The following is a 24,266-nucleotide window of genomic DNA, read 5'->3' on the forward strand; positions in this document are numbered from 1 at the left end:
TCCGATTTCATGTTAAATACTTAAACAGAATCCGCATCGCGGAATGCGCCCCTTGTTTTATCTGAACGTAGTGGGATTTAAATTATCGAGAATGGGCGTGAGCGAAACGGTCGTATTTGGTTTTATCTGAACGTAGTGGGATTTAAATTCGAGACATACTCGTCTTTTCCCATTTTCGCGAGTTGGTTTTATCTGAACGTAGTGGGATTTAAATACATCTTTGACCGAATCGACGACCGCATTGGCCATGGGTTTTATCTGAACGTAGTGGGATTTAAATTCTATCGGATCACTCACCTTTATCTCAATCATTACCGGTTTAATCTGAACGTAGTGGGATTTAAAGAAATTTTCCCAAGCCGTATGAGGGGAAACCTCACGTACGGTTTGATGAGGAGGAGTTGGGACCCGCCCAGCTTTTCATTCGAGGACAACCCAAATGACTTGAAAAACTAATGTCATTAGTTTATAGTAAAACTAATGACATTAGTTTTTGGAAAGAGGTGCTTTTTGAAATGAAAGTGACGCGCGTACAACATGTCATCCAATTGTCCTTTCTGCCCCGGTTTTTCCCTGTCAACTGTTATCTGATCGAGGAAAACGACGGTCTGACCTTGATCGATGCGGGCCTGCCGTTCAGTAAAAAAGGCATTCTCCAGGCAGCCGAACGAATCGGCAAGCCGATCGCCCGCATCGTCCTGACGCATGCGCATGACGATCATGTAGGCGCGCTGGATGCGATCAAAGCGCATCTGCCGCATGTGCCGGTTCACATCTCATCGCGGGATGCGCGTCTGCTGGCCGGCGATGTATCGTTGGATCGGAATGAGCCAACTACGCCGATACGCGGCGGCGTGCCGAAGAAGGTGAAGACGCGGGCGGACGTCCTGCTGGCCGACGGAGACCGCGTCGGCTCGCTTCAGGCCGTTGCCGCTCCGGGCCATACCCCGGGCTCGATGGCGTTCCTCGATACTCGCACCGGCGCGTTGATTGCGGGCGACGCTTTCCAGACGCGGGGCGGGATCGCCGTTTCCGGCCAATTCCGGCCGTGGTTCCCGTTCCCGGCATTCGCGACGTGGAGCAAAACGTTGGCGCTGGAGAGCGCGCGCAGGCTGCAGGCGCTTCGTCCGACGCTGCTCGCCGTGGGGCACGGGCGGATGATTGCCAATCCTGCGGATAAGATCGGGCAAGCCATCGCCGAAGCGGAGCGCGGTGCGGAAAGCGCTGCCCCGCAAAGGAGGGTGTAAGCCATGTCCCCGAGAATCGGTTTGGACCGGCAGATGATCGTGCAGGCCGCGGCGGAAATCGCCGATACGCAAGGCACGGAGGCCGTTACGCTTGCCGCGGTTGCCAAAAAGCTCAATATCCGCACGCCATCTCTGTACAATCATGTGGACGGGCTGCACGGTTTGCGGCAGCTGCTCTCTCTATACGGATTGGAGCAAATGCACGAAAAGCTTGATGCGGCTTGCGGCGGCCGCTCCGGAGACGATGCGGTACGGGCGCTTGCCAAGGCGTATCTCGAATTCGCGCGCACCCGCCCGGGCATCTATGAACTGACGCTCCGCGCGCCGGACCCGCAGCAGCCCGAAGTTGCCGCAGCGGGCGAGCGGCTCGTCGGGCTGCTGGTGCGCATTTTGGACGATTACGGCTTAACCTCGGAAGAAGCGCTTCATACCGTTCGGGGGTTGCGCAGCATTTTGCACGGCTTTGCCTCTTTGGAGCGAGTAGGCGGCTTCAGAATGCCGCTTGACCTCGACGAAAGCTTCCGTCTGCTGGTCGATTCGTATCTTGCGGGAATTCGTGCCATCCGGAAGCAGGGGCAGGCCACATAATCATCGTTCACGGCATGCGGATGCCTTGGCCGATACCGTACTTGCTTATGCGCAGAAGTTGTAAATTTTTAAATGACGTCGTTCAATTGCTTGCGGCTATGGCCGTCGAGCTTCTTCAATCCTGGATTTCGCAGCGTTTGCCCGTCAGGTCGGTCAGAATGATCCGGCTGCCACCGGGAAACTGCATATGATCGTGCAAATTGCGCATCGCCAGCCGCGTCGGCCCGAGATCGGTCTGCAATTCCCAGATCCACAAGTCGGTCTTCTGCTTGACCGAGTCGACGCGGGTGACGCGGGGAAGAAAGTAGCGGAAGCGCAGCTCCTGCCGCAGCACGTCCCGGCTTTCGGCGTCGAGCTCCTCAAGATCTGCGACGATGCCGAGTTCCTCTCCCTTCGCATCCCGGATCGACAAATATTGCGTCGTATACAAAAAGGGGAATGTCCGGAAAACGATCAATTCGGAATAAGGCTTGCCGTCGACGACGCCTTGCATGACGCCGCCGGCGCCACGGCTGAGAGAAATACTCTCTGGCTGCAATACCCGGATATCGTACGGGTCGTTCATCCTTCCACCCCCTTAATTTTGGACAGTTCCTTCTGTGCTTCTACCAGCTTGAAGTAGACACCTTCCTGCGCCAGCAGCTCTTCATGCGTGCCGATCTCGGCGATTCGGCCGTGATCGAGCACGACGAGGCGGTCGGCATTGCGCAGCGTTGACAGCCGGTGGGCGATGGCGAATGTCGTTCGCCCTTTCACGAGCCGCGCGATCGCTTCCTGGATTTGGCGCTCGGTTTCCGTATCGACCGAGGCGGTCGCCTCGTCCAGTATGAGAATTCGCGGATCGTGAATGATGGCGCGGGCGATGGAGACGCGCTGCTTCTCGCCGCCGGACAGCCGGTGTCCGCGTTCGCCGACCCGCGTGTCGTAGCCGTCCGGAAGCCTGACGATGAAATCGTGGGCGTTGGCGATTTTGGCTGCGCGCATAATTTCAAGCGGCGTTGCATCCGGTTTGGAGTAGGCGATGTTCTCGGCGATCGTGCCGTCGAACAGAAACGTTTCCTGCAGCACGACGCCGATTTGACTGCGCAGATCGGTTTGGGCGATGGCGCGCAGATCGGTGCCGTCGATCGTAATGATGCCCTCGTCCGGATCGTAGAACCGGCAGATCAAGTTGATGAACGTCGATTTCCCGGCGCCGGAATGGCCGACAAGGCCGATCATCTCCCCTGCTGCGACGTCCAGGCTGACATTTTTGAGCACGGGACGATGCTTCTCGTATCCGTATGTGATGTTGCGGAACCGGACTTCTCCCCGGACGCGTCCAACCGGCACCGGGTTGGCGGAATCGGGCACTTCGGACGGCGTATCCATAATTTCGAAGACGCGGTCGGCAGCCGCCAGCGCGTGGCTTGCCCAGTTGATCATCTGGCTGACCCATTGCAGCGGGCCAAGCAGCATGCCGAGGTAAGTGATGAGCGCCATCAGCACCCCGATCGTAATTTCCCCGCGCAGCACCGACCATCCGCCGTAATACCAGATAAGCAGCGTGCCGATGCCGGCCACGAACGAGAACAGCGGGAAGAGCCCCTGCCACATCCCTTCGATGCGGATGTTATGGCGCACCACTTCGCGGTTTGCGTCTTCATAGCGCCCCATTTCCGTGCCTTCGCGGCCGAAAGCTTTGACGACGCGGATGCCTTGCAGCGAATCGCCGACCAGTACGTTCAGCCGAAAGATGGAGCGCCATTGCTGGTACCAGCGCCGGCCAATCATCGGCCATACTGTCATCGAGACGACGATCATTACCGGCACCGGAAGCAAAGCGAGCATTGTCAGCCGCCAATCCAGATTAAACATGATCGCGAATATTGCAACAACGCGCAGCGACTCGCCGGCTACCCATATGATGCCGTCGGTCATGAATTGGCGCATCGCCTCCGAATCGCTGTTGACCCGGCCGATAAACTGCGAGGTTTGCCGGCGGTCGAAGAAAGCGAGCGACAAGCGCATGAGCGAGCTGTATATGTCTTTGCGCAGGTCGCCCATCAGTCTGGAGCCGACCCAGACGCCGATCAGGCCGCGGACGGTTTGCATGGCCGACAGAACGATCGATGTAACGGCGAGCCCGACGACGACCCATAACAGGGTGCTGCCCATCGTTTTCGGCTGAAGCACGTCGTCGAGCAGCACTTTGGTGAGATAAGGCGGTATCAGTTCCACCAGCGTCGTCAGGATGAGCAGAGCCGCCGCTCCGATCATCTGCGGTTTGTAAGGTTTGGCGTATCCGAGCATGCGGAGAATCACTTTTTTGTTGTTTTTGCAGATCGGACACGATTGCGAATCTTCCGGCAGCGGGTTGGCACATTTGGGGCATAGACGGGGAAAGTCGTTCTTCGAAGCGGCTGGCCGCTCCTCCCCTTTGGCCAGCGCGCCGATCAGCTTGGCGGCGTAGTTGAAAACGGAAGCCAGCGATGCGGTATAACGAAGGATGACGACGGGGCCATCTTGTGTATCCGCGATGAGCGTGCCTCCGCCGATTCCGCCAACGGCTCTGGCATCGTCGATCGTTTCGACGGTCAGCCGCAATACCCTGGAGCCGTCGGGAAGCCAGACCGAGACGTCGGACTCGGTAACCGTAAGCCATTGATCGCCGAATTGTCCGTCATGCAGCAGGTCGGCCCTAACGCCGAGCAGCGGTTCGGATCCGACAGATTGCCGTATCTCTTCGGGCAGTTTTTCGAATGTCGGCATAACGTTCTCCTCTTCTCGCTAATCTTGAATCCTCTTTGCAGCAAGCGCGGTTCAATCCGGCCCGTCGCAGGCATCAATGCTATCATTAAGGCACGGAAGGAGAGGCGCCGGCAAGCGAAAGAACAATTATAACCGTTCTAGGCATGTGTCCATCTGCCGTCATGAGCCTCAACGCTTACCGGTTTGTCCGATCCGTTGTGCTACCCGCTATGCGGAAGCCGGGTATTCGAATAACCAGGACTTTTAACCTGATTTTTATTCAGGCGGATAAAGGGTTTGATTGCCATCGTGTCGAATAAGGGACTTTTGTCGCAATTATGGAGAATTGCGTCGAATTTTCTTATATCGAAACGAGGGGTATGCATCATGAATCGCAGTCGATTACATCCGTCATCTTTTATCCGCATGTTGCTCCTGCTGATCGCCGTGCTGTTGGCCGCCGGAACGGGGGTGCCAGCGGGAGCGTCCGCCAGCGGCATTGTCAATCCGAAGCAAATTTACACGTATGAAATCATGGTTCGAGATATGAAGAAGCTTGCGGAGCGTTATCCCGAATTGATCCGTATCCGTTCGATCGGAAAGAGCGAATACGGTCGCGAAATATGGAGTATGGACCTCGGCAACGGACCGGCCGTCGTCCTGCTGAACGGCTCGCATCATGCGCGGGAATGGATCACGACCGTTCTGCTTATGGCGCTGGCTGACCGTTACGCGCAGGCGTATGTGCAGAACGGTACGATCGGATCCTACCGGGCCGTCGATCTGCTCGACCGCGTCACGTTCCGGATTGTGCCGATGGTCAATCCGGACGGCGTCACGCTGCAGCAGAAAGGAGCCGGCGCGTTTCCCGCGGAGGTCCGGCCGCAGCTTCTGCGGTTGAACGGAGGAAGCAGCAACTTCAAACGCTGGAAGGCTAACGCCAAAGGAATCGACTTGAACCGGCAATATCCTGCCGGGTGGGGAAACATACATAATCCGGCTCCCGCGCCCGGGTATAAAAATTATAAAGGCATCCGTCCGATACAGGCGAAAGAAACGCAGGCGATGGTCAAGCTGGCGCGAGAGACGAAGCCGGAAATTGCCGTGTCATACCATTCATCGGGGGAAATACTGTACTGGAACTTTTTGACCCCTGCAGCGAACGTCGAGCGAGATCGGCAACTCGCGAACGCTTATGCGGCCCTAACCGGATACCGGCTCGTTACCCCGTCCAAAAATCCGTCGGGCGGCGGTTTTACCGACTGGTTCATTCAGGAATTCGGGCGGCCGGCGCTGACGCCGGAAATCGGACGCTATGCGGGCGAATCGAACGTCCCGCTGACCGAATGGGACCGCATCTGGAACCAGCACCGCGATATCGGCGGGCTGCTCGGAGGAGAAGGGTACAAGCTGTGGATGAAGCGCCAGAAAGCGGAGACCGCCAAAGGCGAAATTCGGCTGACCCGCTCGGAAACGCTTCGCCGTTGGCCGGATCCGACTGCGGATCAAATCGCTGTACTGTACGAAGGACGCTATACGGTTACTCGGAAGAAAGGCGACTGGTACGAAATTCGCACCGACCGCGGAACGGGCTGGGTTCCCGCGAATCGAACGCTTCGCGGACCGTTCGAGAAGCCGGAGTCGGATACAATCGTCATCACGCAAGGCGCGGAGCTGTTCGACTCTCCTTTGAATGAGAAGGCAGCGGCCATCCAGAAAAAAGCGGAGGAAGCAAAGGCGCTGGAAATTTGGAGAAACTGGGCGCTGATCCGCATCGATCGCAAGTCCTGGTGGGTTCGCACAAGCGACATCGATTTCGTGGCCGAATCGCCCAAACCGGGAAAGCCGTCCGGAAAGGCGCCGGGCAAGGAACCGGAGCAAGGTTCGGGGAAGGTGCCGGGGAATGAGCCATCGGAAGGTTCGGGGAAGGCGCCGGGGAATGAGCCGGAGCAAGGCTTGGAGAAATCGCCGGGGGATGAACCATCGGAAGGTCCGGGGAAAGCGCCAGGGGATGAACCGGAGCAAAACTCGGAGCAAGCGCCAGGCAAAGAACCGGAGCAAAGTTCGGAGATCATACCGGGTGATAAACCGGCGGATGGTTCGGACGACGGGAACGGCGGAATCCGTGAGCCGTCGGCGCCGGGAACCGTCACGATGCCGGAGGAGGAGGCCGAGGGCGGCGGCAAAGGAAGCGCCGCATAGATACTGTTGGTGCATAAAAAGACCGCACCCCACAAAAAAGCTGCATCGGCCGATGCAGCTTTTTTGTAATTAAAGAAATATAAAATTTACTTTCTATTTGCCTGTCTAACCGTCCGCGCCATTTGTCAAACCATCCAAAGTTCGTATACGCGCCCCGCCATCTGACTAATCTCCTCCGGTCCGTCGGGACGCCCGGCCTTCGGTTTAATTGCCTCCGGTTCATCCGGTGCGCCCCGTCTTCCGTCAAATCGTCTCCCGTCCTTTAGCCCGCTCCGCCATTCGTCAAATCGTCCAGCGTCCGTTTACGCGCCGCGCCATCCGTCTAATCGTCTTCGCTCCGGTCCGTTAGTGCTCCCCGCCTTCAGCGCCCCCGTCTCCCGGCAGATGGCGAAAGCTGCAAAAGTGCAGGAATTTTGGGCCGAATAGATAATTATGGAGTAAAATATTGCAAAAATACAGTAATTTTTGGCGATTTTCGCTTGACTGGCTTGAACGGGTCAAAAAAACTGTATAATCGCAGAAATTTTTGCATTTTGGTTATTTTGCGCCCAAAAAAGTTGCACTTTTGCAGCAATGGCCTTGGCCGCCATCCTATACGATATCGTCTTCAGACAGAAACGACGGAGTCGTTTCTGCTTGGAATATAAACTTATACATGGCATGATTTTGCTTTAACGGCATAAAGCCTTAACGTCCCTAACAGTCTTAACAGTTTTAACAGTCCTAACGCAGCTTTAACAGCCTTAACGTCCTTAACGTCCTTAACAGCCTTAACGTCTCAACGCCTCAATACCTCAACGCCTCAATGCCTCAACGCCTTAATGAGCCATAACAGCCATAACAGCCATAACAGCCATAACAGCCATAACAGCCATAACAGCCATAACAGCCATAACAGCCACAACAGCCATAACAGCTTAAACAGCTTTAAAAGCTTTAACGGCCGTCCCGCATGGCGCGGAACGAAGCCTTCGCCGCCTCGATCGTCTCGTCGATGTCGGCCTCGGTATGAGCCGTCGTCAAAAACCATGCTTCATACTTCGAAGGGGCAAGGCAAACGCCCCGGTCCAGCATATGCCGGAAAAAGCGGGCAAACGCTTCGCCGTCGGCGTTTTGCGCCTCTTCGTAGTTCGTGACGGGATGGCTGCAGAAATGCGTCGAGAACGCCCCGACGATGCGGTTCACCGTGAGCGGCACTTCGTTTTCGGCCGCGAGACGGGAAAGCGCATCGGTCAGCCGGGCGGCGAGCGCATCCATCCGTTCGTACACGCCCGGCTGCTGCAGCACTTCGAGGCAGGCGATGCCGGCGGCGATGGAGGCGGGATTGCCGGCCATCGTACCGGCCTGATAGGCCGGACCGAGCGGCGCGACCTGCTCCATAATTTCCTTGCGTCCGCCGTACGCGCCGATCGGCAGACCGCCGCCGATAATTTTGCCGAGCGCGGTCAGATCCGGCTCGATCGCCGCATGATCGGGGAATGCCGCGAACGTCTGGGCTCCTCCGTAATGGAACCGGAAGGCGCTGATCACTTCGTCGTAAATGACGAGCGCGCCGGCATCGCGGGCCAGTCGGCACAGCCCTTCGAGGAAACCGGGCTTCGGCATGACCATCCCGAAATTGCCGACGATCGGCTCCACCATGACGGCGGCCGTCTCGTCTCCCCAGCGCTCCAGCGCCTGCCGCAGGCTGTCCAGATCGTTGAACGGCACGGTGACGACTTCGTGGGCGATGCTCGACGGAACGCCGGCGCTGTCAGGCGTACCGAGCGTGGAGGGACCGGACCCCGCTGCGACCAGCACCAGATCCGAATGTCCGTGATAGCATCCGGCGAATTTGATAATCTTCGTGCGCCCCGTGTAAGCCCGGGCGACCCGAATCGTCGTCATGACGGCCTCGGTGCCGGAATTGACGAACCGCACTTTGCCCATCGACGGAATGGCCGTCTTCAGCATGCGGGCAAGCCGGATTTCCAGCTCGGTCGGCGTGCCGTACAGCGTGCCGGTGCGGGCGGCCCGTACGATCGCCTCGGCGATATGCGGGTGCGCATGCCCCGTAATAATCGGCCCGTACGCGCACAAATAATCGATATAGCGATTGCCGTCGACATCCCAGAAATAAGCCCCTTCGGCGCGCTCCATGAAAACCGGGGCGCCGCCGCCCACCGCCTTGAACGAGCGCGACGGGCTGTTGACCCCGCCGACGATATGCTCGAGCGCTTCGCGGTAAAGCTCCTCCGAACGGATACGTGGCTGCAGCATGGTCATTCCTCCTTGAAAAGATCGGGTATACCGGGCAACGAAAAGAGGGGCGAAAAACCGCAGTCCGCAGAACCGAACCGGCTTCCCCCTCCCGAATTGTCAGATTGGTCGAAATATTAGAATTCCCCGTTGAACCTATCCGTATTGAACAATCCGTGTTAAATTCCCCGTTGAACCTATCCGTGTTGAACAATCCGTGTTAAATTACCCGTCGAACTATCCGTATTGAACTATCCGTGCTAAATTACCCGTCGAACTATCCGTGTTGAACAATCCGTGTTAAATTACCCGTCGAACTATCCGTATTGAACAATCCGTGATAAATTACCTGTCGAACAATCCGTATTGAACAATCCGTGTTAAATTCCCCGTCGAACAATCCGTGTTGAACAATCCGTGATAAATTACCTGTCGAACAATCCGTGATAAATTCCCCGTCGAACAATCCGTGTTGAACAATCCGTATTGAACTGTCCGTGTTAAATTCCCCGTTAAATTCCCCGTTAAATTCCCCGTTGAAATATCCGTTGAGTTATCCATGAAATATCCCTGGAAATATCCCTCGAAATATTCGTTTCCCCTATGGCGCCGCCGCTTCGCTGCTTTGGCCGCCGCTGCCGCTGTCCAGAGCAGTGCCGCCTCCGCTCTCCCGGCCGCTGTCCGTGCCGTCGGCTTCGCCGGAGACGGTCGCGCTCTCGTCGGTTGCGAGCTGCTCCTGCACATATTCGCGCAGCTTGTCTTCGTCGCTGATCTCGAGCACCGCGGCTCCGCCGTTGGAGCTTCGGAGCAGCTCCATCGGCGGCACCTGCGCCGAGCCGCTCATCTTGACCTCCAGGCCGAGCATGCCCAGCTTGAGCATGTCTTGCGGCGTCAGGTTCGTCTCGATATACGGGGTAACGCTTTCCAGGATTTGCTTCATGCGCAGCAAGTTCCAGGACGACTGCATTTTCTGGGCCACGGCCTTCAGGAAATTGCGCTGGCGCTCGGTCCGCGTAAAGTCGCTCATCGCATCGTGACGGAAGCGGACATATTGCAACGCCTTGTCGCCGTCGAGATGCTGATAACCTTTCTTCAGATCGATATCATAACGGTTGCCGTCGGCATTGTCGGTCCACTTCATATCTTTCTCGACTTCGTAGTCGACCCCGCCGATCGCATCGACGAGCGCTTTGAAGCCTTCGAAATCGGTATAAACATAATATTGGATATCGAGTCCGAGCAAATCCCCGATCGTGCTCATCGTCAGTTTGGGACCGCCCAACGTAATGGCGGCGTTGATCCGGTTTTTGCCATGACCTTCGATATCGACATACGTATCGCGAAGGATGGAGAACAGATGCGCCTTCTTCGTCACCGGATCGATGGAAGCGAGCAGCATCGTATCTGTGCGGGCCACCTGATCTTTCTCCAGACCGCGGGCATCTGCTCCGAGCAGTAAAATATTGACCCGTTCCTTGCCTTCCCATTTGGGAGGTTCTTCCTTGTTGACCTGCTCGAACTGGCCGAACCGGGATTCTTCAGGCGATTTATTGAAATTGTCCAGCGCGTTATAGACGCCGAATCCCTGATAGGCGGCATAGCCGATAACGCCCGCCAATACGGCAAGCAACCCGTACAGCCCCCATCTCCACTTGGATTTCTTTTTCGTTTTCTTTCGCATTCCGGCGTATCGCCCCTTTAGTTATGATAAGCGAGTATAACGGGCAAATCACGGTGTACCCGGTGCAGCAAGGGGGCCGGGGCCGCTTTTCCTTTGTCCGTATCTGATGTATGATTACATATCATAAAATTATAAAGGTCTTGATGGCACAAGATCAAGTTCTGTGCCATTTATTAGAAAAATATCACAATTTCCCGGGAAATGTCGAGCGAGAGGAGCGTTGCGGACACCATGCTGGCGATAGATGTCAAAGATTTAAGAAAGCAGTTTCGAGTGCAAAAAAGCAGAGAAGGGCTTTCGGGGGCGCTGAAAGATTTGTTCAAGCGCGAATACCGGGAAGTGACCGCTGTCAAAGATATTACGTTTCAAATTCCGCAGGGCGAAATATGCGGCTATATCGGCGAGAACGGAGCGGGAAAATCGACGACGATCAAAATGCTGACCGGCATCCTGGTGCCGACATCCGGACAGCTGCTCGTCAACGGCCATGTGCCGTATAAAGAACGGGAGAAGTTCGTGCGCCAGATCGGCGTCGTATTCGGACAGCGTTCCCAGCTGTGGTGGGACATCGGCGTGATCGAATCGTTCCAGTTGCTGCGCAAAGTATACCGCGTGCCGGAAGCGGAATACCGCAAACGGCTGAACGAGCTGGTCGAACGGCTGCAGCTCGGCGACCTGCTGAACCGTCCGGTGCGCAAGCTGAGCCTCGGTCAGCGGATGCGCTGCGAGCTCGTCGCCTCGCTGCTGCACAATCCGTCGATACTGTTTCTGGACGAGCCGACGATCGGTCTGGATATCGTCGTCAAAACCGAAATCCGCGAATTTCTGAAGCAGATGAACCGCGAGCACGGGACGACGATCCTGCTGACGACGCATGATTTGCAGGATATCGAAGCGTTGTGCAACCGCGTAATCATGCTTGACGACGGCCGCATTATTTATGACGGCGGACTCGAACAATTGAAAGCCCGCTGGAGCAGGGGGCGCGAAATCCGGTTCCGGTTCGGCGGACAGGCTCCGCTTGCCGAACTGCGGCTTCTGACCGCTGATCTCGGCGTCACGTGGACGGCGGGAAACGATATGACGGCCGCGATGTGGGTGCCGATGGAAGTGAGCGTATCCGATGCGTTGGCGCGCGTCGTCGGCGCCTGCCAGGACATTCGCGACATTAAAATCGTCGAGACGAATACCGACGATATCGTGCGCGAAATTTACCGTTCCGGCTCGGCTTCGGCCGGTTCCAGGCTTGAAGGCGCGGAGTCCGGCGCGGCGGGAGCCGACGCGGCCTCCGGGGAAGCCGCCGCGGCAGCCGCGGGGGACCGTGCGGACAAGGAGCCGGTGCGCCATGGCTAGCGCTTATCTCGACCTGATCCGCATCCGCTTTCTGATGATGCTGGCTTACCGCGTTAATTATTATAGCGGCATTATTATTTATGCCATTAATATCGGCGCTTACTATTTTTTGTGGCAGGCGATTTATGGCGCGCAGGAGCAACTCGGCGGCTTTACCGTCGCGCAGATGACGACGTATGTGGCGGTGTCGTGGATGGCGCGCGCGTTTTATTTCAACAACCTGGACCGGGAAATCGCCAATGAAATCCGGGACGGGAGCGTCGCCATCCAGTTCATCCGCCCGTATTCGTATCTGGCCGTCAAAATGATGCAGGGCTTCGGCGAGGGGCTGTTCCGCCTGCTGATGTTCATGGTGCCGGGCATGATCGTCGTCTGCCTGCTGTTTCCGGTGAAGCTGCCGGCCGATCCCGCCGTCTGGCTCGTCTACCTGGTCATGCTGCTGCTGAGCTTCCTGATCAATTCGCAGATTAACATTTTGACGGGACTGTTCGCCTTTTTCGTCGAAAACAATGAAGGCATGATGCGGATGAAGCGGGTCATGGTCGACCTGTTTTCCGGCGTCGTCATCCCGATCTCGTTCTTCCCCGGCTGGCTCGCTTCCGTTATGGAATGGCTGCCGTTCCAGGCGATTACGTATTTGCCGAGCTCGGTGTTTACCGGCAGGACGCCGGCCGGCGAAGCGCTCGGCGTGCTCGGTCTGCAGCTCTTCTGGTTTGCGGCGCTGCTCGTCCCGATCTGGTGGCTGTGGCGGCTTGCCAGACGAAGATTGTTCGTACAGGGAGGGTGAGACGGCATGTTTGCCTTGTCGTTATTTTGGGAATATCTGAAAAATTACGCCAAAACCCGTCTGACCTACCGGGCCGACTTCTGGATCGAAGTGCTGTCCGATCTGATGTTCCAGGGAATGAACCTGATCTTCATTTTGATCGTTTTCCGGCACACGGCGTCGCTCGGCGGCTGGTCGGAGCTGGAAGTGATATTCGTATACGGCTTTTTCATGATTCCGTACGGCATATTCGGCACGTTCTTCAATTTGTGGAACTTTAGCGAGCGCTACATTGTGAAAGGGGAGATGGACCGGGTGCTGACCCGGCCCGCCCACAATTTGCTGCAACTGCTGCTCGAAAATATGGACCCGCCGTCGCTCGCCGGCTCGATCGTAGGCGCGGTCATCATGGGCGTCTGCTGGTACAGGCTCGGCCTGCCGCTGGATTGGCTCGACATTCCCCTCATGCTGCTGTTTATCGCCGGAGCGGTGCTGATCTATGCCGGGCTGTATACGGCGCTGACGGCCATCGCCTTTTACTCGGATTCGCCGACCGGCATCCTGCCGCTTATGTACAACATCCAGAATTACGGCCGGTATCCGGTCAACATCTACAATAAACTGATCCGCTTCGTCCTGACGTGGCTGCTTCCGTTCGCGTTCGTCGGCGTCATTCCGGCGGCGCATTTTCTGGACCGGAAGGACGGCATTGCGGCGCTGGCGCCGCTCACGCCGGTTATGGGCGTCATCGTATTCGCCATCGGTCTTGCGATCTGGAACAACGGGGTGAAGCGATACCGCGGGGCGGGCTCGTAGCCGACGGTCGTTTGTTCCCATCATGGAAAAGACCGGACCGAAGCACACAAGCTTCGGTCCGGCCGCAACGCATGGGGGGCTACTTGTCGGCTGCGAGCCAACGATCGTAGCCGGTCTGGTACACCTCGAGCAGCTTGTCGACGCCCATATCCTTCACCGTCTTGACGAACGTATCCCATTGATCCATCGACGCTTCTCCGGTGACGAACTTCGCTTCCATGCTTTCGACATAGGTGTTCAGGTCGGTCTCGATGCCCTGGATCTGCTGTCTCTCCTCCGGCAGCAGGTAAATATCCGGGAAAGGCGATTTGCCGTATGGCTTCAGCTTCTTGTCAACCTCGGCGATCCGGAATTGATGCATCGGATCGGCCCAGTTGTTCTCCACTTCCTCCGGCGTAAACATCGGGAACGAGACGCCGACGGCGGGCGTCACCTTGCCCCCGCGGTATTCCTCGATGTTCATGCCTTCATGCTCGATATATTTGCGCAACTTCTTCTCGTCGTCGGCCCATTCCCACAGATCCCCCTCAAGCCCGTAATGGATCAGGATTTCGCCTTCCGGACTCCACAAATAATCGACGTAACGGATAATCACCTCCGGATATTTGCATTTGTTCGTAATGGCGAACGTTCCTCTGGAAATGCCGGAGCCTTGCGAAATGATCGGCTGGTCCGGATTGGCCGGACTCGTCATGGCCGGCACGAGCGGGTGGATCGTGGAACTCTCGCTGTCCCCGCCGAGCGTCAAATACGGGAGCGCGTCGGTGAATACGCCGACCTGACCGGCATGCCCCTTCGCCGACTTCTGCTCGGTCGTCTGGGAGAAGGTGCCGGGGTCGAGAAGCTGCTCCTTCCATAGCCTGTTCATATATTCGAGATAGGCTTTGTATCCCGGCTGAAGAGCGCCGTAGATCACTTTGTCGTCGACGGCCATATGCTCCCGGCGCAGCACGCCGAAAGCCGGGAGGAACATGCCGCGCACGTCGCCGAGCTTGATCGAAGTGAGCGGGATTTCATCCGCCTCGCCGTTGCCGTTCGGGTCCTTCTCTTTGAAGTCCTTGAGCATCTTGTACATTTCATCCGTCGTGCGCGGCGCTTCGGTAATGCCCAGCTTCTGCATCCAATGCCCGTTGATCCACATGCTCGTCAGCTTGGCGATCGGCGCCTGGTTCACCCCCGGCAGCGCGTAAATATGGCCGTCCGGAGCGGTGATCGATTGCTTGATTTCCGGATTTTCGTCAAGCACCTTGCGGATATTGGGCGCGTATTTCTCGATCAGCCCTTCCAGCGGAATAAGAATGCCTTGCTGGCCGTACGTAATTTCATCGTCCGTCGTCAGCTGTCCGCCGAAAAATACTTCAGGAATTTCTCCGCTGGCGAAGGCCAGATTTTTTTTCTCGGCATAGTCGGACGACGGCGGCGTATTGTAGTTGAATTTCACATTCGTCAGCTTTTCCATCTCCCGGAAGAAGGCGAGGTTCTTCCATTCGCCGACAAGCGCATGCCGCGCGCCCATCACCTCGATCTCGACCGGCTCGCTCACGATAGGAAAACCGGTCGCGTTGAAATTGTCGCCGGGCTCGCGTTCTTCCGGATTCGCGCTCTCCGTTTCGTCCTTGGCGCAAGCCGCCAGCAGCAGAGAAACGGCCAGCAGAACGGACAACCATATCGATAACTGTCTTTTCAATTTCATTCCTCCCCTTTATCGTTTCGTTACTCTTTGATCGAGCCGATCAGCACGCCCTTCAGAAAGAAGCGCTGCAAAAACGGATAAACGGCAAGCAGCGGCGCGGTCGATACGACGATGACGCCGTATTTCAGAATCGAGGCGATACGGGCTTGCGCCGCGAGCGCTTCCGCCTGAATCGAGCTGTTCGCCATATTTTCGGAGCTCATCTCCTGGGCGACAAGAATTTTGCGCAGCACGAGCTGGAGCGGATACAAACTGTCGTGATTCAGATAGATCAGCGCATTGAAATATTGGTTCCACAAGCCGACGCCGTGAAACAGCGACATGACCGCGATAATGGGCAGCGACAGCGGCAGCGCGATCCGGAAAAAAATATGAAAGTACGACGATCCGTCGACCTTCGCCGCCTCCACGAGCGGGTCGGGGACATTTTGCTGGAAAAACGTCCGGGAGACGAGGATGTCCCAGGCGCCCACCACGCCGGGAATGACGATCGCCCACATCGAATTGACCATGCCGAGATCGCGCACGACGAGATACGTCGGAATGAGCCCGCCGCCGATCATCATGGTGAGCAGAAAATACCACAGGATAAGCTTCTTCCCGGCCAGTTCGCGCCGCGAGAGCGCATAGGCGCAAGGAAGGAGCACGATCAGGTGGAGGACCGTTCCGATCACGGTATAGACGATCGTGTTCAGGTAGCCCAGCCAAATTTCGTTGTTCTGGAAAATCCGCTTATACCCTTCGAATGTAATGCCCCGCGGCCAAATCCACACCTTGCCCGAATTGACGAGCGTCGGATCGCTGACGGATGCCGACAGCACGAACAGGAGCGGGAACAGGATCATGCCGATGAACAGGAGGAGCAGGACATGATTCACAAGCTCGAAGGTCCGGTCTGACATCGTCGCTTTCATCGCTGCGCTCCTTTCACCATAGACTGTTCTGCGTCAGACGCCGCGCGCCCTGATTGGCCGCAATCAGCAGCAGAACGTTGATCACCGAGTCGAACAGGCCGACAGCGGCCGAGAAGCTGTACTGGCTCTGAAGCAGCCCGCTGCGGTAGACGAACGTCTGGATGACGTCGGAAGACGACATGTTGAGCGGATTTTGCAGCAGGAGCACCTTCTCGAAGCCGACCGACATGAAACTGCCCATCGACAAAATAAACAGAATAATGACCGTCGGCATAATCGCCGGAATGTTGATATGCCAGATTCTGCGCAGCCTGGACGCGCCGTCGACGGAGGCGGCGTCGTGCAGCTCCGGATTGACGCCCGCCAGCGCGGCCAAATAAATGATGGCGCCCCAGCCGAGACCTTGCCACTGGCCGGACCAGACGAAAATATGCTTGAACCAGTGCGGCGTGATCAGAAACTGGACCGGTTCCCCCCCGAACAGCTTGATGACGTTGTTGACAAGCCCTGTCTGCGGGTCCAGAAACGCGATGATCATGCCGGCCATGACGACGGTCGAAATGAAATGCGGCGCGTACGTGATCGTCTGCGCCCATTTTTTGAAAGCGGCGTTCCGCACCTCGTTGAAGGACAAGGCCAGCAGTACGGGCAAAGGAAACAGCAGCAGACCGTAAACGTTCAGCACGAGCGTGTTGCGGATCAGATCCCAGAAATAATAGGATTGAAAGAAACGTTCGAAATGATCGAAGCCCGCCCAGGGGCTCCCCCAGATGCCCTTGCCGGCAACGTAATGCTTGAAGGCAATCTGGACGCCGTACAGCGGAATATAATGAAAAATGAAGAAGTAGACGGCGGCCGGAAGCAGCAGGACATAAAGCTGCCAGCACTTCACGGCTTGCCTGAGCGTCATGGTGAAGCTCGTTCTGCGGTGCATAACAGCGGCATCCGCTCCCTTCGTCGAGGATGGCTGCGTTCCGAATCGACCGGTCGTATTGAACGCGCTTTCATTGTAGGACGACGCCGAAACCGCGTAAATATGTCGCTTTGCCGATGACAACCGAACGGGAAAAGCGGCTTTCGGCCAAGGAACGGAGGCCGCACAACATATGTCATTTCCGCACATCCCGGCGGCCGCGCAAGCCCAAATGACAATCGGGCGAAGGCGACCGATGCGGTCAGTCCGGCGTTTTCGAGCGTTCGTTACCGGGAATTCGTATGGCGCTTCCGGTATTCGCCGGGCGTCATGCCTTCCGCCTTCTTGAACTTGCGGATAAGGTTCGGCACATCGATGTATCCGATTTCCTGCACGATCGTCCGGATCGGCTTGTCCGTCATGACCAGCTGCCGTTTCACTTCCGCAAGACGCAGCTCCCATAAATACTGCAGAAACGTTGCGCCGGTCTTTTCTTTCAGAAAACGGCTCGTATACGATTCCGACAGCTGAAAACGCGAGGCAAGCTGTTCCAGACTGAAGGCGTATTCCTTATAATGCTTGTCGATGTAGCGGATAATTTGCTCGCCGAGCAGCTGCCCCTCCCGCTCCTTCAGCAGCGAGGCCTGCCGGCAGGCGCCTTCCATGAAGGCGTTCAGCTTCGGCTCCAAATCTTCGATGGAGCTGAAATTGACGATCGCTTTCTCCAGCTCCGGATCGCTGTAGGCGATGGAGGCGGCTGCCCGGAAGACGACGTTGACGACATCGAAGCAGCAGCAGCGGAGCCATGCGATAGACGCGTCGAGCGACCGTATTCGGCGGAGCAGCGTTCCCGCCGTTTCCAGGGCGGCGCGGCGGTTGCCTTTTTTCAAGCTTTGGGTCAGCTTGAGATGAAGATCGTTGCTGTACCAGCCGCTAATATCGCCGGATGCCGAATGCCGCTTGAAGTAGAGAACCGTATCGGTTCCGCTCGTCAGCTTGTAATCGGCGGCCGCCGACGCTTCGATAAACGAGCTGTGCGCCTGGGTGATTGCCGGATAGACGGTGCCGACCCCCATAACGCCTTCCAGCTCCAGGTTATCCTTCAGCCGCTGCAGCTCCTGAACGGCGGCTTCCGTGCAGGCGGGGTTGGCGTGAGCGGTATTGACGACGGCGGCGATCGCGTTGTCATGAATGAGCTCCACGCCGCAGATGACGGCCTCCGGCAACCGCCGGGCTTCCAGCTCCTTCAGCAGCGCGCCTTTCCGCTTCACGTCGTGATGCGGCGCGTTCTCGAACGAAATATAGACGACAAAGAAATAGGGGTAAGGGAAGGAGACGCCGGACATGGCGCACATTTCCGTGACGGTATCCGGATCGTCGAGATTGCCACCCAATATTTTCAACAGGCATTGGTCCCGCACGAACGGCTGCTGCACCGACATTTTTTCCCGAAGCGAATCGTGGTGGCGAATGAACTGCTGCACCGTATCCTGCACGGACCCGCCGGCTTCTCCCGCCGGCCTGCTTTTGGTGCCGTACATATAGCTCATCAGGCTGCCGATCGGCCGGTACTGTCTTGCCGCGAAGAAGAGCGCAAGCAGCAGACCGGTCACGACCAGCAATCCGGCGATGGCCAGCAGCAGAATCGGAATATGAAACACTTTGCTGGCGTACTGGTTCGTCGGGGCGGCCATGACGAACGTCCAGCCCGTCTCCGGCGCATGAACGGTGACGACGGAATGCCGGCCGGAAGCGCCGATCTCCGTCTCGCGCACGCCTGTCCGGGCCAGATCCAGACCCGTCAGCTCCGCTTGCCGGAGCTGTCCGAGCAGTCCGTCCCGATGAGCTTCGGCAATGACTTCCCGGTCGGCGTTCAGCATGAAGATGCTGCCTTCGAAATCGCCCAGCGCATGGGCGATCATGCCGGAGAAGACCGACTGCCGGACGAGGAACATGACCGTGCCGTATTTGTTCGTATCGTGAGGCGGGATCGGGAAGAGGAACAGGACGGAGCCCGGCCTTTTGTTGTCGTCGGAAGCAAAGTAATCCGCAGGGAGCGCGGCCGGCGCTTTCAGGTTGCGGACGGTGCGGAGAAAATGCTCCTTCTGTTCGTCGCTGGCGCCGAAAACGCGGTAAAGCAGCGTGTCGACGGCGTAATACCCCCGGTCGGAATAGACGTTGGGGGAATCGTGGTAATACAGCATCATTTCGTCGATCGTGGCGTTGGACGACTTGTAGATGCCCAGCTTTTCGATGGCGTCGCTTGCGGTATAAGGATGGCTGACCATGTAGGGGGTAAGGTGCTTGTCGTAAGTAATGAGGGCGGCAATCTGGTTCATCGCCCGAATCAGGTTGCCCGTCTGCTCGCCGACCTGCATCATTTTGTTCAGGTTGCTCTGGTCGATTTCACGCTTGAGCGCGTTCACCGACTGCTCGTACAGAAAGAGGCTCATCACAAGGAACGGAATAAAAAAAATGACCAGATAGGACAGCATATAGCGGAAAAACAGTTTCGATCTCAACGCATTCATTTTCCACGACCTCCCTATTGTAAAACATATACATGGTTGCCAAGGGAATGTCCTGCCTTCGCACGTCCCGAGTTGGCGCAAGCGTTCCGAATCCGCTACAATAAAGGGACAGCCTAGACAAAGGAGGGAACGGCTCATGAGCCAGGTGGAGATCGGTCGGGAAGTACCGGATTTTACGCTGCCGGCTTCCAACGGCGCCGACGTTTCGCTGAGCGATTTTCGCGGCAAGAAGGTCGTCCTTTACTTCTACCCGAAGGATATGACGCCGGGCTGCACGCAGGAATCATGCGATTTCCGCGATGCGAACGCAGCGTTCGCAGACCGCAATACGGTCATTCTCGGCATCAGCCCGGATGACGTCAAATCGCACAACAAGTTTATCGAGAAGCATGGCCTGCCGTTTCTGCTGCTTGCCGACACGGATCAGAAAGTGTGCAAGATGTTCGGCGTATGGCAGAAGAAAAAAATGTTCGGCCGGGAATATATGGGCGTCGTCCGCTCGACGTTTCTGATCGACGAAGAAGGGCGGCTCGCGCGCGAATGGCGCAACGTGAAAGTGGAAGGCCATGCGGACGAGGTGCTGGCGGCCGTCAAACAATAATAGCCGGTCGGCATGAAAGAGAAAGGGCATCTGCGAACCGCCTTCCGGGGGTCATGCAGATGTCCTTTTTTCGGATCTATAGAGGTTTTGAAGGCGAAAACAGAAGAAAAACGAAGAAAACGCGAAAACGGACAACTTTTTCTAGGGATTATTTGACGATAGCGCCGAAATTGTCATATAATCGTCTTATACGGCGGGAATTCAGACGAACATGACGCACTTCCGATGTTGGCTTGGCATCAAGAGGAACGGGACGGAAATGACATCCGGCAACGAATCTTCTTCGAGGAGGTCGGAACAATGTACGAGCTGAAAGACCGGGAATTCGTTTTTGTGTTCACGGGGCCGGACGGGGCGGGCCGCAAGACGGTCGCCGACCAGGCCGGCGCGACTCTCGGCATGAAGAAGGTCGTGTCCTGCGCGACGCGAAAACCGAGGCCGGGGGAAGTGAACGGGCACGACTATCATTTTATTTCACACGAATTGTACGAACAGATGGAACGCCAGCAGGAATTTCTGGAAAGCATACGAATCGGCGCCAACCGGTACGGCATCCGCGAGCTGGACGTGGCGCGCAGCTTCGAAACGCACGGCTGCATCTATGTGATCGTCAACCGGCAGGGAGCCGACATCTTGAAGCGGCTGTACGGAGAGCGGACCGTTCGGCTGTTCATTTACGCGGACCGGGAGACGGTCGCCGAGCGGCAGCGGAAGAAGGGGCTCGACGAGGCTGTCGTCGGGGAGCATCTGGCCCGCTACGAGCGCGACCTGGCTTACCGGCGCGAATGCGAGCACGCTTTCGAGAATTACGATCTGGCGCATACGGTATGGGATGTGACAAATACGCTGGAGCGGTATTTGAAGCGCGGTCTGGTGGAAAGGGATTGACAGCGGGGACGGACGCACATGTGACGGTGCGTCTTTTTTTGCTTGCATGGATAACCGGCAAATCGATTGGCGGGGAGGAAGCGGGCAGATGGTAGGCAAGGAAAAACTGCGTTCCGTCATGGAAAGGCTGGAGCCGGCGGGTCACGGCTTCTATTATCCGGACGGCGATCAGGATGCGTTCTGGCGCATCGTTCGTACAACGTCCGATTATGCGGATTTCGTAAGCGAGATCAGACGGGAAGGCGAACGGCTGTCGGCAACTCCGATCCCGGAGCTGACTTATGCCTTATTCACCTTGTTCGAAAAGCAAGGATCGCGGCTCGAATACGAACGCGTATATTTCGAGCGCAGAAGAAGGTTGAATACGTTCGTGCTCCTGTCTTTGCTGGAGTCGGAACGAGATGAACTGCGAAGCGGTCTGCACGAGATCATCTGGGCGGTCTGCAATGAATATACGTGGTGTCTTCCGGCTCATCTGCAAGGAAGGAAGGTCCGGGGCGCCATCGATCTGTTCGCTGCGGAGACGGGCTTCGCTCTCAGCGAAATCGCGGTGCTGCTGGGCCAGCGGCTTCCCGCCCGGCTGCGGGACAGAATGGCGGAGGAAGTGGAGCAGCGCCTGTTCCGCCCCTTTCTCGAGAACGGCCCGTTCGGCTGGGAGACGGCGAAGCACAATTGGTCCGCCGTTTGCGCCGGTTCGATCGGCGCTGCCGCGCTGCTTATGCTGGATCCGTCGGACAGGCTGACGGCCGTCATAAGCAAAGCGCTCGACAGCATGGCGTATTTTCTGGACGGCTTCGGTGATGACGGAGCCTGTACGGAAGGAATCGGCTACTGGAATTACGGCTTCGGCTTCTTCGTCTATTTCGCGGATTTGCTCAAGCGGCGGACGGGAGGCGCCATCGACTTGTTCCGGCTGGAGAAAGTCCGCAGCATCGCCCTGTTTCAGCAGAAATGCTATTTGAATGGCGACGCGGTCGTCAATTTCTCCGATTCGCCGCTGCGCGTCCCCGTACAGCTTGGTCTCACGCATTATTTGGCCGGGCTGTACCCGGAGGATATGGATGTGCCGCCTTCTTCCTTGCGGGCCGCCTACACGGAGGACCATTGCAGCCGCTGGGCTCCGGCCTTCCGCAATCTGATCTGGTACGATGCCGGGAAGCGGGAGACGGCATGGCGCGCCGCCGACTACTACTTGCCGGATGCGGAGTGGATCGTGTCCCGGCATCATTCGGAATACGGGCGCTTCGGCTTTGCCGCCAAGGGCGGGCATAACGACGAGCCCCATAACCATAACGATATCGGACAGTTCATTCTGCTTGCCGGCGGGACGCCATTCATCACCGACCTCGGGGCGGGAGAATATACGGCCGAATACTTCGGTCCGGGCCGCTACGACTTCGACTGCAACGGTTCGCAAGGCCATACGGTTCCGATTCTGGACGGTCGTCTGCAGGCTGCGGGCCGGGACAGCGCCGCCCGCATTCTGGAGGCGTCGCTCGGGAAGGACGAGGTCCGGTTCAAGCTGGAGTTCGGTTCCGCTTACCGTCTCGGGCATCTGGCGTCCGCCGTCCGGCAGTTCGTATGGCGAAAGGCAGAGCTTCCGTCTCTTGAGCTGACCGACGAGTTCAAGTTCACGTCCGTTCCGGAACGTATCGTCGAACGCCTCGCAACCGCCGTTCCCCCGGAGCCGGGGGAAGGCTGTATCCTGCTTCGGGGCGAGGACGGCTATGCGGTCAAAATCGTCTGCGATCGCGATGAGCTTGAGCCGGTCTTTACGAGCAGAACGTTCACCGATCATTTCGGGCGGGAAACGCCATGGTATACGATCGATTTTTCTCTCCGCCGGAAAGCTTTGTTCAACCGGATCGCGCTGCGATTCGATACCGTCGTTTTGACGGCAAGTCCGTCGTCAAGTCCCTCGTCCAGTCCGTCGTCGGAAAGCCGCTGACGGAATCGTTGTCCGATCCGCTCGAAGGAAGGTCCGCAGCGAAGCTGTCCCGCCGGTCTGTACAAGGCCGGCAGGACAGCTTTTTTGGCAGGGCGGCGCTATAATAGATTTTGCAATGTATCGTGTGCAATGAAATCGGTTGCGGGAACAGGCCGCTGTCTGGTTGCGGCCATGCAAAGGAGGGAAAGATATGGTTATCGGACGGATCGTAGCCGGGGCTGCGGCAGCGGGAGCCGTTTTGCTGTTCGGCGCGGCAGAATATTTTTACAGAAAAAGCGTCAGCCGTTCGGACAAAAGCTTCCTGGTCGGTGATCCCGATCTTGTATCCACCACTTCGGGCGTGCGTGGAAACCATATAGCCGCCAGCGCCGCCTGGCTGGCGGAGCGGCATCCCGAGGAGTGGACGGTGCGGGCGGATGACGGCATCACGCTTCGGGCGTCGTACCTGAAAGCGGACCGGCAGACGAAGCGGCTCGCCGTGCTGGTGCACGGGTATTCGGGAGATGGAAGCGCCATGGCGGGTTATGCGCGGCTGTATCGGGACAAGCTGGGGTTCGATGTTCTGATGCCGGACATGCGGGGGCACGGCAGAAGCGGCGGCCATTATATCGGGTTCGGCTGGCATGACCGGTTCGACATTATCGCATGGACGCGCGAAGCGATCGAGCGCCTCGGAGCGGATTGCCGGATCGTGCTGCACGGCGTCTCCATGGGCGGCTCGGCCGTCCTGATGGCGAGCGGCGAGGCTCTGCCCGATCAGGTCAAGTGCATCGTTTCCGACTGTGCGTACAGTTCGGTGAAGGATATTCTGGCGTATCAGATGAGGCGGATGTATCGGCTTCCGGCTTTTCCGCTGCTGCCGCTTACGAGCTTCCTGACCCGGCTGCGGGCCGGCTACAGCTTCGGGGAAGCTTCGGCGCTGCGGCAGACGGCCCGGTCGGACAGGCCGATTCTGTTCATCCACGGCGGGAACGACACGTTCGTTCCGACGGCCATGGTCCGCCAGCTGTACGAGGCCAAACGGCAAGGACCGAAAGAACTGCTGATCGTGCCGGACGCCGGCCATGCCGTTTCCTACGATACCGACCCCGAAGCGTATGCGGAAGCGGTGGCGCGATTCACGGAGCGTTATATATGAGCGGACAATGACCGTCAAC

18 protein-coding genes are annotated in these 24,266 nt (G+C 57.4%); 10 read left to right on the plus strand and 8 right to left on the minus strand.

Going from position 1 to position 24,266, the window contains the following annotated elements; translation table 11 throughout:
* Positions 1-515 precede the first annotated feature (515 nt).
* Positions 516-1,247, plus strand: a complete 732-nt coding sequence (locus tag ABEV74_RS12235; protein ID WP_430146344.1) for an MBL fold metallo-hydrolase — start codon at positions 516-518, stop codon at positions 1,245-1,247.
* A 3-nt stretch (positions 1,248-1,250) separates the two neighbouring features.
* Positions 1,251-1,835 carry a TetR/AcrR family transcriptional regulator gene (locus tag ABEV74_RS12240; RefSeq protein WP_430146346.1) on the plus strand — a complete coding sequence of 195 codons (585 nt, stop codon included), beginning with the start codon at positions 1,251-1,253 and terminating at the stop codon, positions 1,833-1,835.
* A 115-nt stretch (positions 1,836-1,950) separates the two neighbouring features.
* Here ABEV74_RS12240 and ABEV74_RS12245 read toward each other — a convergent pair whose 3' ends face one another.
* Positions 1,951-2,400 carry a DUF1854 domain-containing protein gene (locus ABEV74_RS12245; RefSeq protein WP_430146348.1) on the minus strand — a complete coding sequence of 150 codons (450 nt, stop codon included), beginning with the start codon at positions 2,398-2,400 and terminating at the stop codon, positions 1,951-1,953.
* A complete protein-coding gene (locus ABEV74_RS12250; protein WP_430146350.1) occupies positions 2,397-4,586 on the minus strand; it encodes an ABC transporter ATP-binding protein in 2,190 nt (729 codons plus the stop codon). Before ABEV74_RS12250 ends, ABEV74_RS12245 begins: the two co-directional genes overlap by 4 nt.
* Positions 4,587-4,952: 366 nt before the next feature.
* Here ABEV74_RS12250 and ABEV74_RS12255 point away from each other — a divergent pair, with 366 nt between their 5' ends.
* Entirely contained in the window at positions 4,953-6,767 is a 1,815-nt protein-coding gene (locus ABEV74_RS12255; RefSeq protein ID WP_430146352.1) for a M14 family zinc carboxypeptidase, read from the plus strand.
* A 936-nt stretch (positions 6,768-7,703) separates the two neighbouring features.
* On the opposite strand, the gene ABEV74_RS12260 is transcribed toward ABEV74_RS12255, so the two are convergent.
* Entirely contained in the window at positions 7,704-9,026 is a 1,323-nt protein-coding gene (locus ABEV74_RS12260) for a glutamate-1-semialdehyde 2,1-aminomutase (RefSeq protein WP_430146354.1), read from the minus strand.
* A 580-nt stretch (positions 9,027-9,606) separates the two neighbouring features.
* Entirely contained in the window at positions 9,607-10,686 is a 1,080-nt protein-coding gene (locus tag ABEV74_RS12265) for an LCP family protein (RefSeq protein WP_430146355.1), read from the minus strand.
* Positions 10,687-10,917: 231 nt separating this feature from the next.
* On the opposite strand from ABEV74_RS12265, the gene ABEV74_RS12270 reads away from it, so the two are divergent.
* From ABEV74_RS12270 to ABEV74_RS12280, 3 genes are read left to right on the plus strand one after another with little or no spacing between them, the layout of a single operon-like run.
* Complete coding sequence (locus ABEV74_RS12270) at positions 10,918-12,039, plus strand: ABC transporter ATP-binding protein (RefSeq protein ID WP_062496024.1); 1,122 nt, start codon at positions 10,918-10,920, stop codon at positions 12,037-12,039.
* Positions 12,032-12,826: an ABC transporter permease gene (locus tag ABEV74_RS12275; protein ID WP_430146357.1), complete on the plus strand. Its 795-nt coding sequence runs from the start codon at positions 12,032-12,034 to the stop codon at positions 12,824-12,826. Before ABEV74_RS12270 ends, ABEV74_RS12275 begins: the two co-directional genes overlap by 8 nt.
* Before the next feature lie 6 nt (positions 12,827-12,832).
* Positions 12,833-13,621: an ABC transporter permease gene (locus tag ABEV74_RS12280; RefSeq protein ID WP_430146360.1), complete on the plus strand. Its 789-nt coding sequence runs from the start codon at positions 12,833-12,835 to the stop codon at positions 13,619-13,621.
* Positions 13,622-13,700: 79 nt separating this feature from the next.
* Here the strand turns inward: ABEV74_RS12280 and ABEV74_RS12285 are convergent, their stop codons facing one another.
* From ABEV74_RS12285 to ABEV74_RS12300, 4 genes are all read right to left on the minus strand, one after another.
* Positions 13,701-15,308, minus strand: a complete 1,608-nt coding sequence (locus tag ABEV74_RS12285; protein ID WP_430146362.1) for an extracellular solute-binding protein — start codon at positions 15,306-15,308, stop codon at positions 13,701-13,703.
* Between the two features lie 26 nt (positions 15,309-15,334).
* A complete protein-coding gene (locus ABEV74_RS12290) occupies positions 15,335-16,228 on the minus strand; it encodes a carbohydrate ABC transporter permease (protein WP_062496016.1) in 894 nt (297 codons plus the stop codon).
* A 13-nt stretch (positions 16,229-16,241) separates the two neighbouring features.
* Entirely contained in the window at positions 16,242-17,162 is a 921-nt protein-coding gene (locus tag ABEV74_RS12295) for an ABC transporter permease (RefSeq protein WP_062497274.1), read from the minus strand.
* 266 nt (positions 17,163-17,428) lie between these two features.
* Positions 17,429-19,672: a helix-turn-helix domain-containing protein gene (locus ABEV74_RS12300; protein ID WP_430146365.1), complete on the minus strand. Its 2,244-nt coding sequence runs from the start codon at positions 19,670-19,672 to the stop codon at positions 17,429-17,431.
* Positions 19,673-19,808: 136 nt separating this feature from the next.
* On the opposite strand from ABEV74_RS12300, the gene bcp reads away from it, so the two are divergent.
* From bcp to ABEV74_RS12320, 4 genes are all read left to right on the plus strand, one after another.
* A complete protein-coding gene (bcp, locus tag ABEV74_RS12305) occupies positions 19,809-20,273 on the plus strand; it encodes a thioredoxin-dependent thiol peroxidase (protein WP_430146367.1) in 465 nt (154 codons plus the stop codon).
* A 300-nt stretch (positions 20,274-20,573) separates the two neighbouring features.
* On the plus strand, positions 20,574-21,161 hold the full coding sequence (locus tag ABEV74_RS12310) for a guanylate kinase (protein ID WP_062496011.1): 588 nt from the start codon (positions 20,574-20,576) through the stop codon (positions 21,159-21,161).
* 88 nt (positions 21,162-21,249) lie between these two features.
* Complete coding sequence (locus tag ABEV74_RS12315; protein ID WP_430146369.1) at positions 21,250-23,109, plus strand: heparinase II/III family protein; 1,860 nt, start codon at positions 21,250-21,252, stop codon at positions 23,107-23,109.
* 190 nt (positions 23,110-23,299) lie between these two features.
* Positions 23,300-24,247, plus strand: a complete 948-nt coding sequence (locus ABEV74_RS12320) for an alpha/beta hydrolase (protein ID WP_062496007.1) — start codon at positions 23,300-23,302, stop codon at positions 24,245-24,247.
* Positions 24,248-24,266: the final 19 nt, after the last annotated feature.

This window comes from Paenibacillus cisolokensis, from assembly GCF_050481165.1.
Classification (GTDB): domain Bacteria; phylum Bacillota; class Bacilli; order Paenibacillales; family Paenibacillaceae; genus Paenibacillus_AH; species Paenibacillus_AH cisolokensis.

Bases quoted from the DNA above. Each gene is read 5' to 3' on its own strand.
- ABEV74_RS12245 (WP_430146348.1), bottom strand. From the start codon at position 2,400: ATGAACGACCCGTACGATATCCGGGTATTGCAGCCAGAGAGTATTTCT.
- ABEV74_RS12275 (WP_430146357.1), top strand. From the start codon at position 12,032: ATGGCTAGCGCTTATCTCGACCTGATCCGCATCCGCTTTCTGATGATG.
- ABEV74_RS12240 (WP_430146346.1), top strand. From the start codon at position 1,251: ATGTCCCCGAGAATCGGTTTGGACCGGCAGATGATCGTGCAGGCCGCG.
- ABEV74_RS12320 (WP_062496007.1), top strand. From the start codon at position 23,300: ATGGTTATCGGACGGATCGTAGCCGGGGCTGCGGCAGCGGGAGCCGTT.
- ABEV74_RS12310 (WP_062496011.1), top strand. From the start codon at position 20,574: ATGTACGAGCTGAAAGACCGGGAATTCGTTTTTGTGTTCACGGGGCCG.
- ABEV74_RS12270 (WP_062496024.1), top strand. From the start codon at position 10,918: ATGCTGGCGATAGATGTCAAAGATTTAAGAAAGCAGTTTCGAGTGCAA.
- ABEV74_RS12250 (WP_430146350.1), bottom strand. From the start codon at position 4,586: ATGCCGACATTCGAAAAACTGCCCGAAGAGATACGGCAATCTGTCGGA.
- ABEV74_RS12300 (WP_430146365.1), bottom strand. From the start codon at position 19,672: ATGAATGCGTTGAGATCGAAACTGTTTTTCCGCTATATGCTGTCCTAT.
- ABEV74_RS12280 (WP_430146360.1), top strand. From the start codon at position 12,833: ATGTTTGCCTTGTCGTTATTTTGGGAATATCTGAAAAATTACGCCAAA.
- ABEV74_RS12265 (WP_430146355.1), bottom strand. From the start codon at position 10,686: ATGCGAAAGAAAACGAAAAAGAAATCCAAGTGGAGATGGGGGCTGTAC.
- bcp (WP_430146367.1), top strand. From the start codon at position 19,809: ATGAGCCAGGTGGAGATCGGTCGGGAAGTACCGGATTTTACGCTGCCG.
- ABEV74_RS12290 (WP_062496016.1), bottom strand. From the start codon at position 16,228: ATGAAAGCGACGATGTCAGACCGGACCTTCGAGCTTGTGAATCATGTC.
- ABEV74_RS12260 (WP_430146354.1), bottom strand. From the start codon at position 9,026: ATGCTGCAGCCACGTATCCGTTCGGAGGAGCTTTACCGCGAAGCGCTC.
- ABEV74_RS12235 (WP_430146344.1), top strand. From the start codon at position 516: ATGAAAGTGACGCGCGTACAACATGTCATCCAATTGTCCTTTCTGCCC.
- ABEV74_RS12295 (WP_062497274.1), bottom strand. From the start codon at position 17,162: ATGCACCGCAGAACGAGCTTCACCATGACGCTCAGGCAAGCCGTGAAG.
- ABEV74_RS12255 (WP_430146352.1), top strand. From the start codon at position 4,953: ATGAATCGCAGTCGATTACATCCGTCATCTTTTATCCGCATGTTGCTC.
- ABEV74_RS12315 (WP_430146369.1), top strand. From the start codon at position 21,250: ATGGTAGGCAAGGAAAAACTGCGTTCCGTCATGGAAAGGCTGGAGCCG.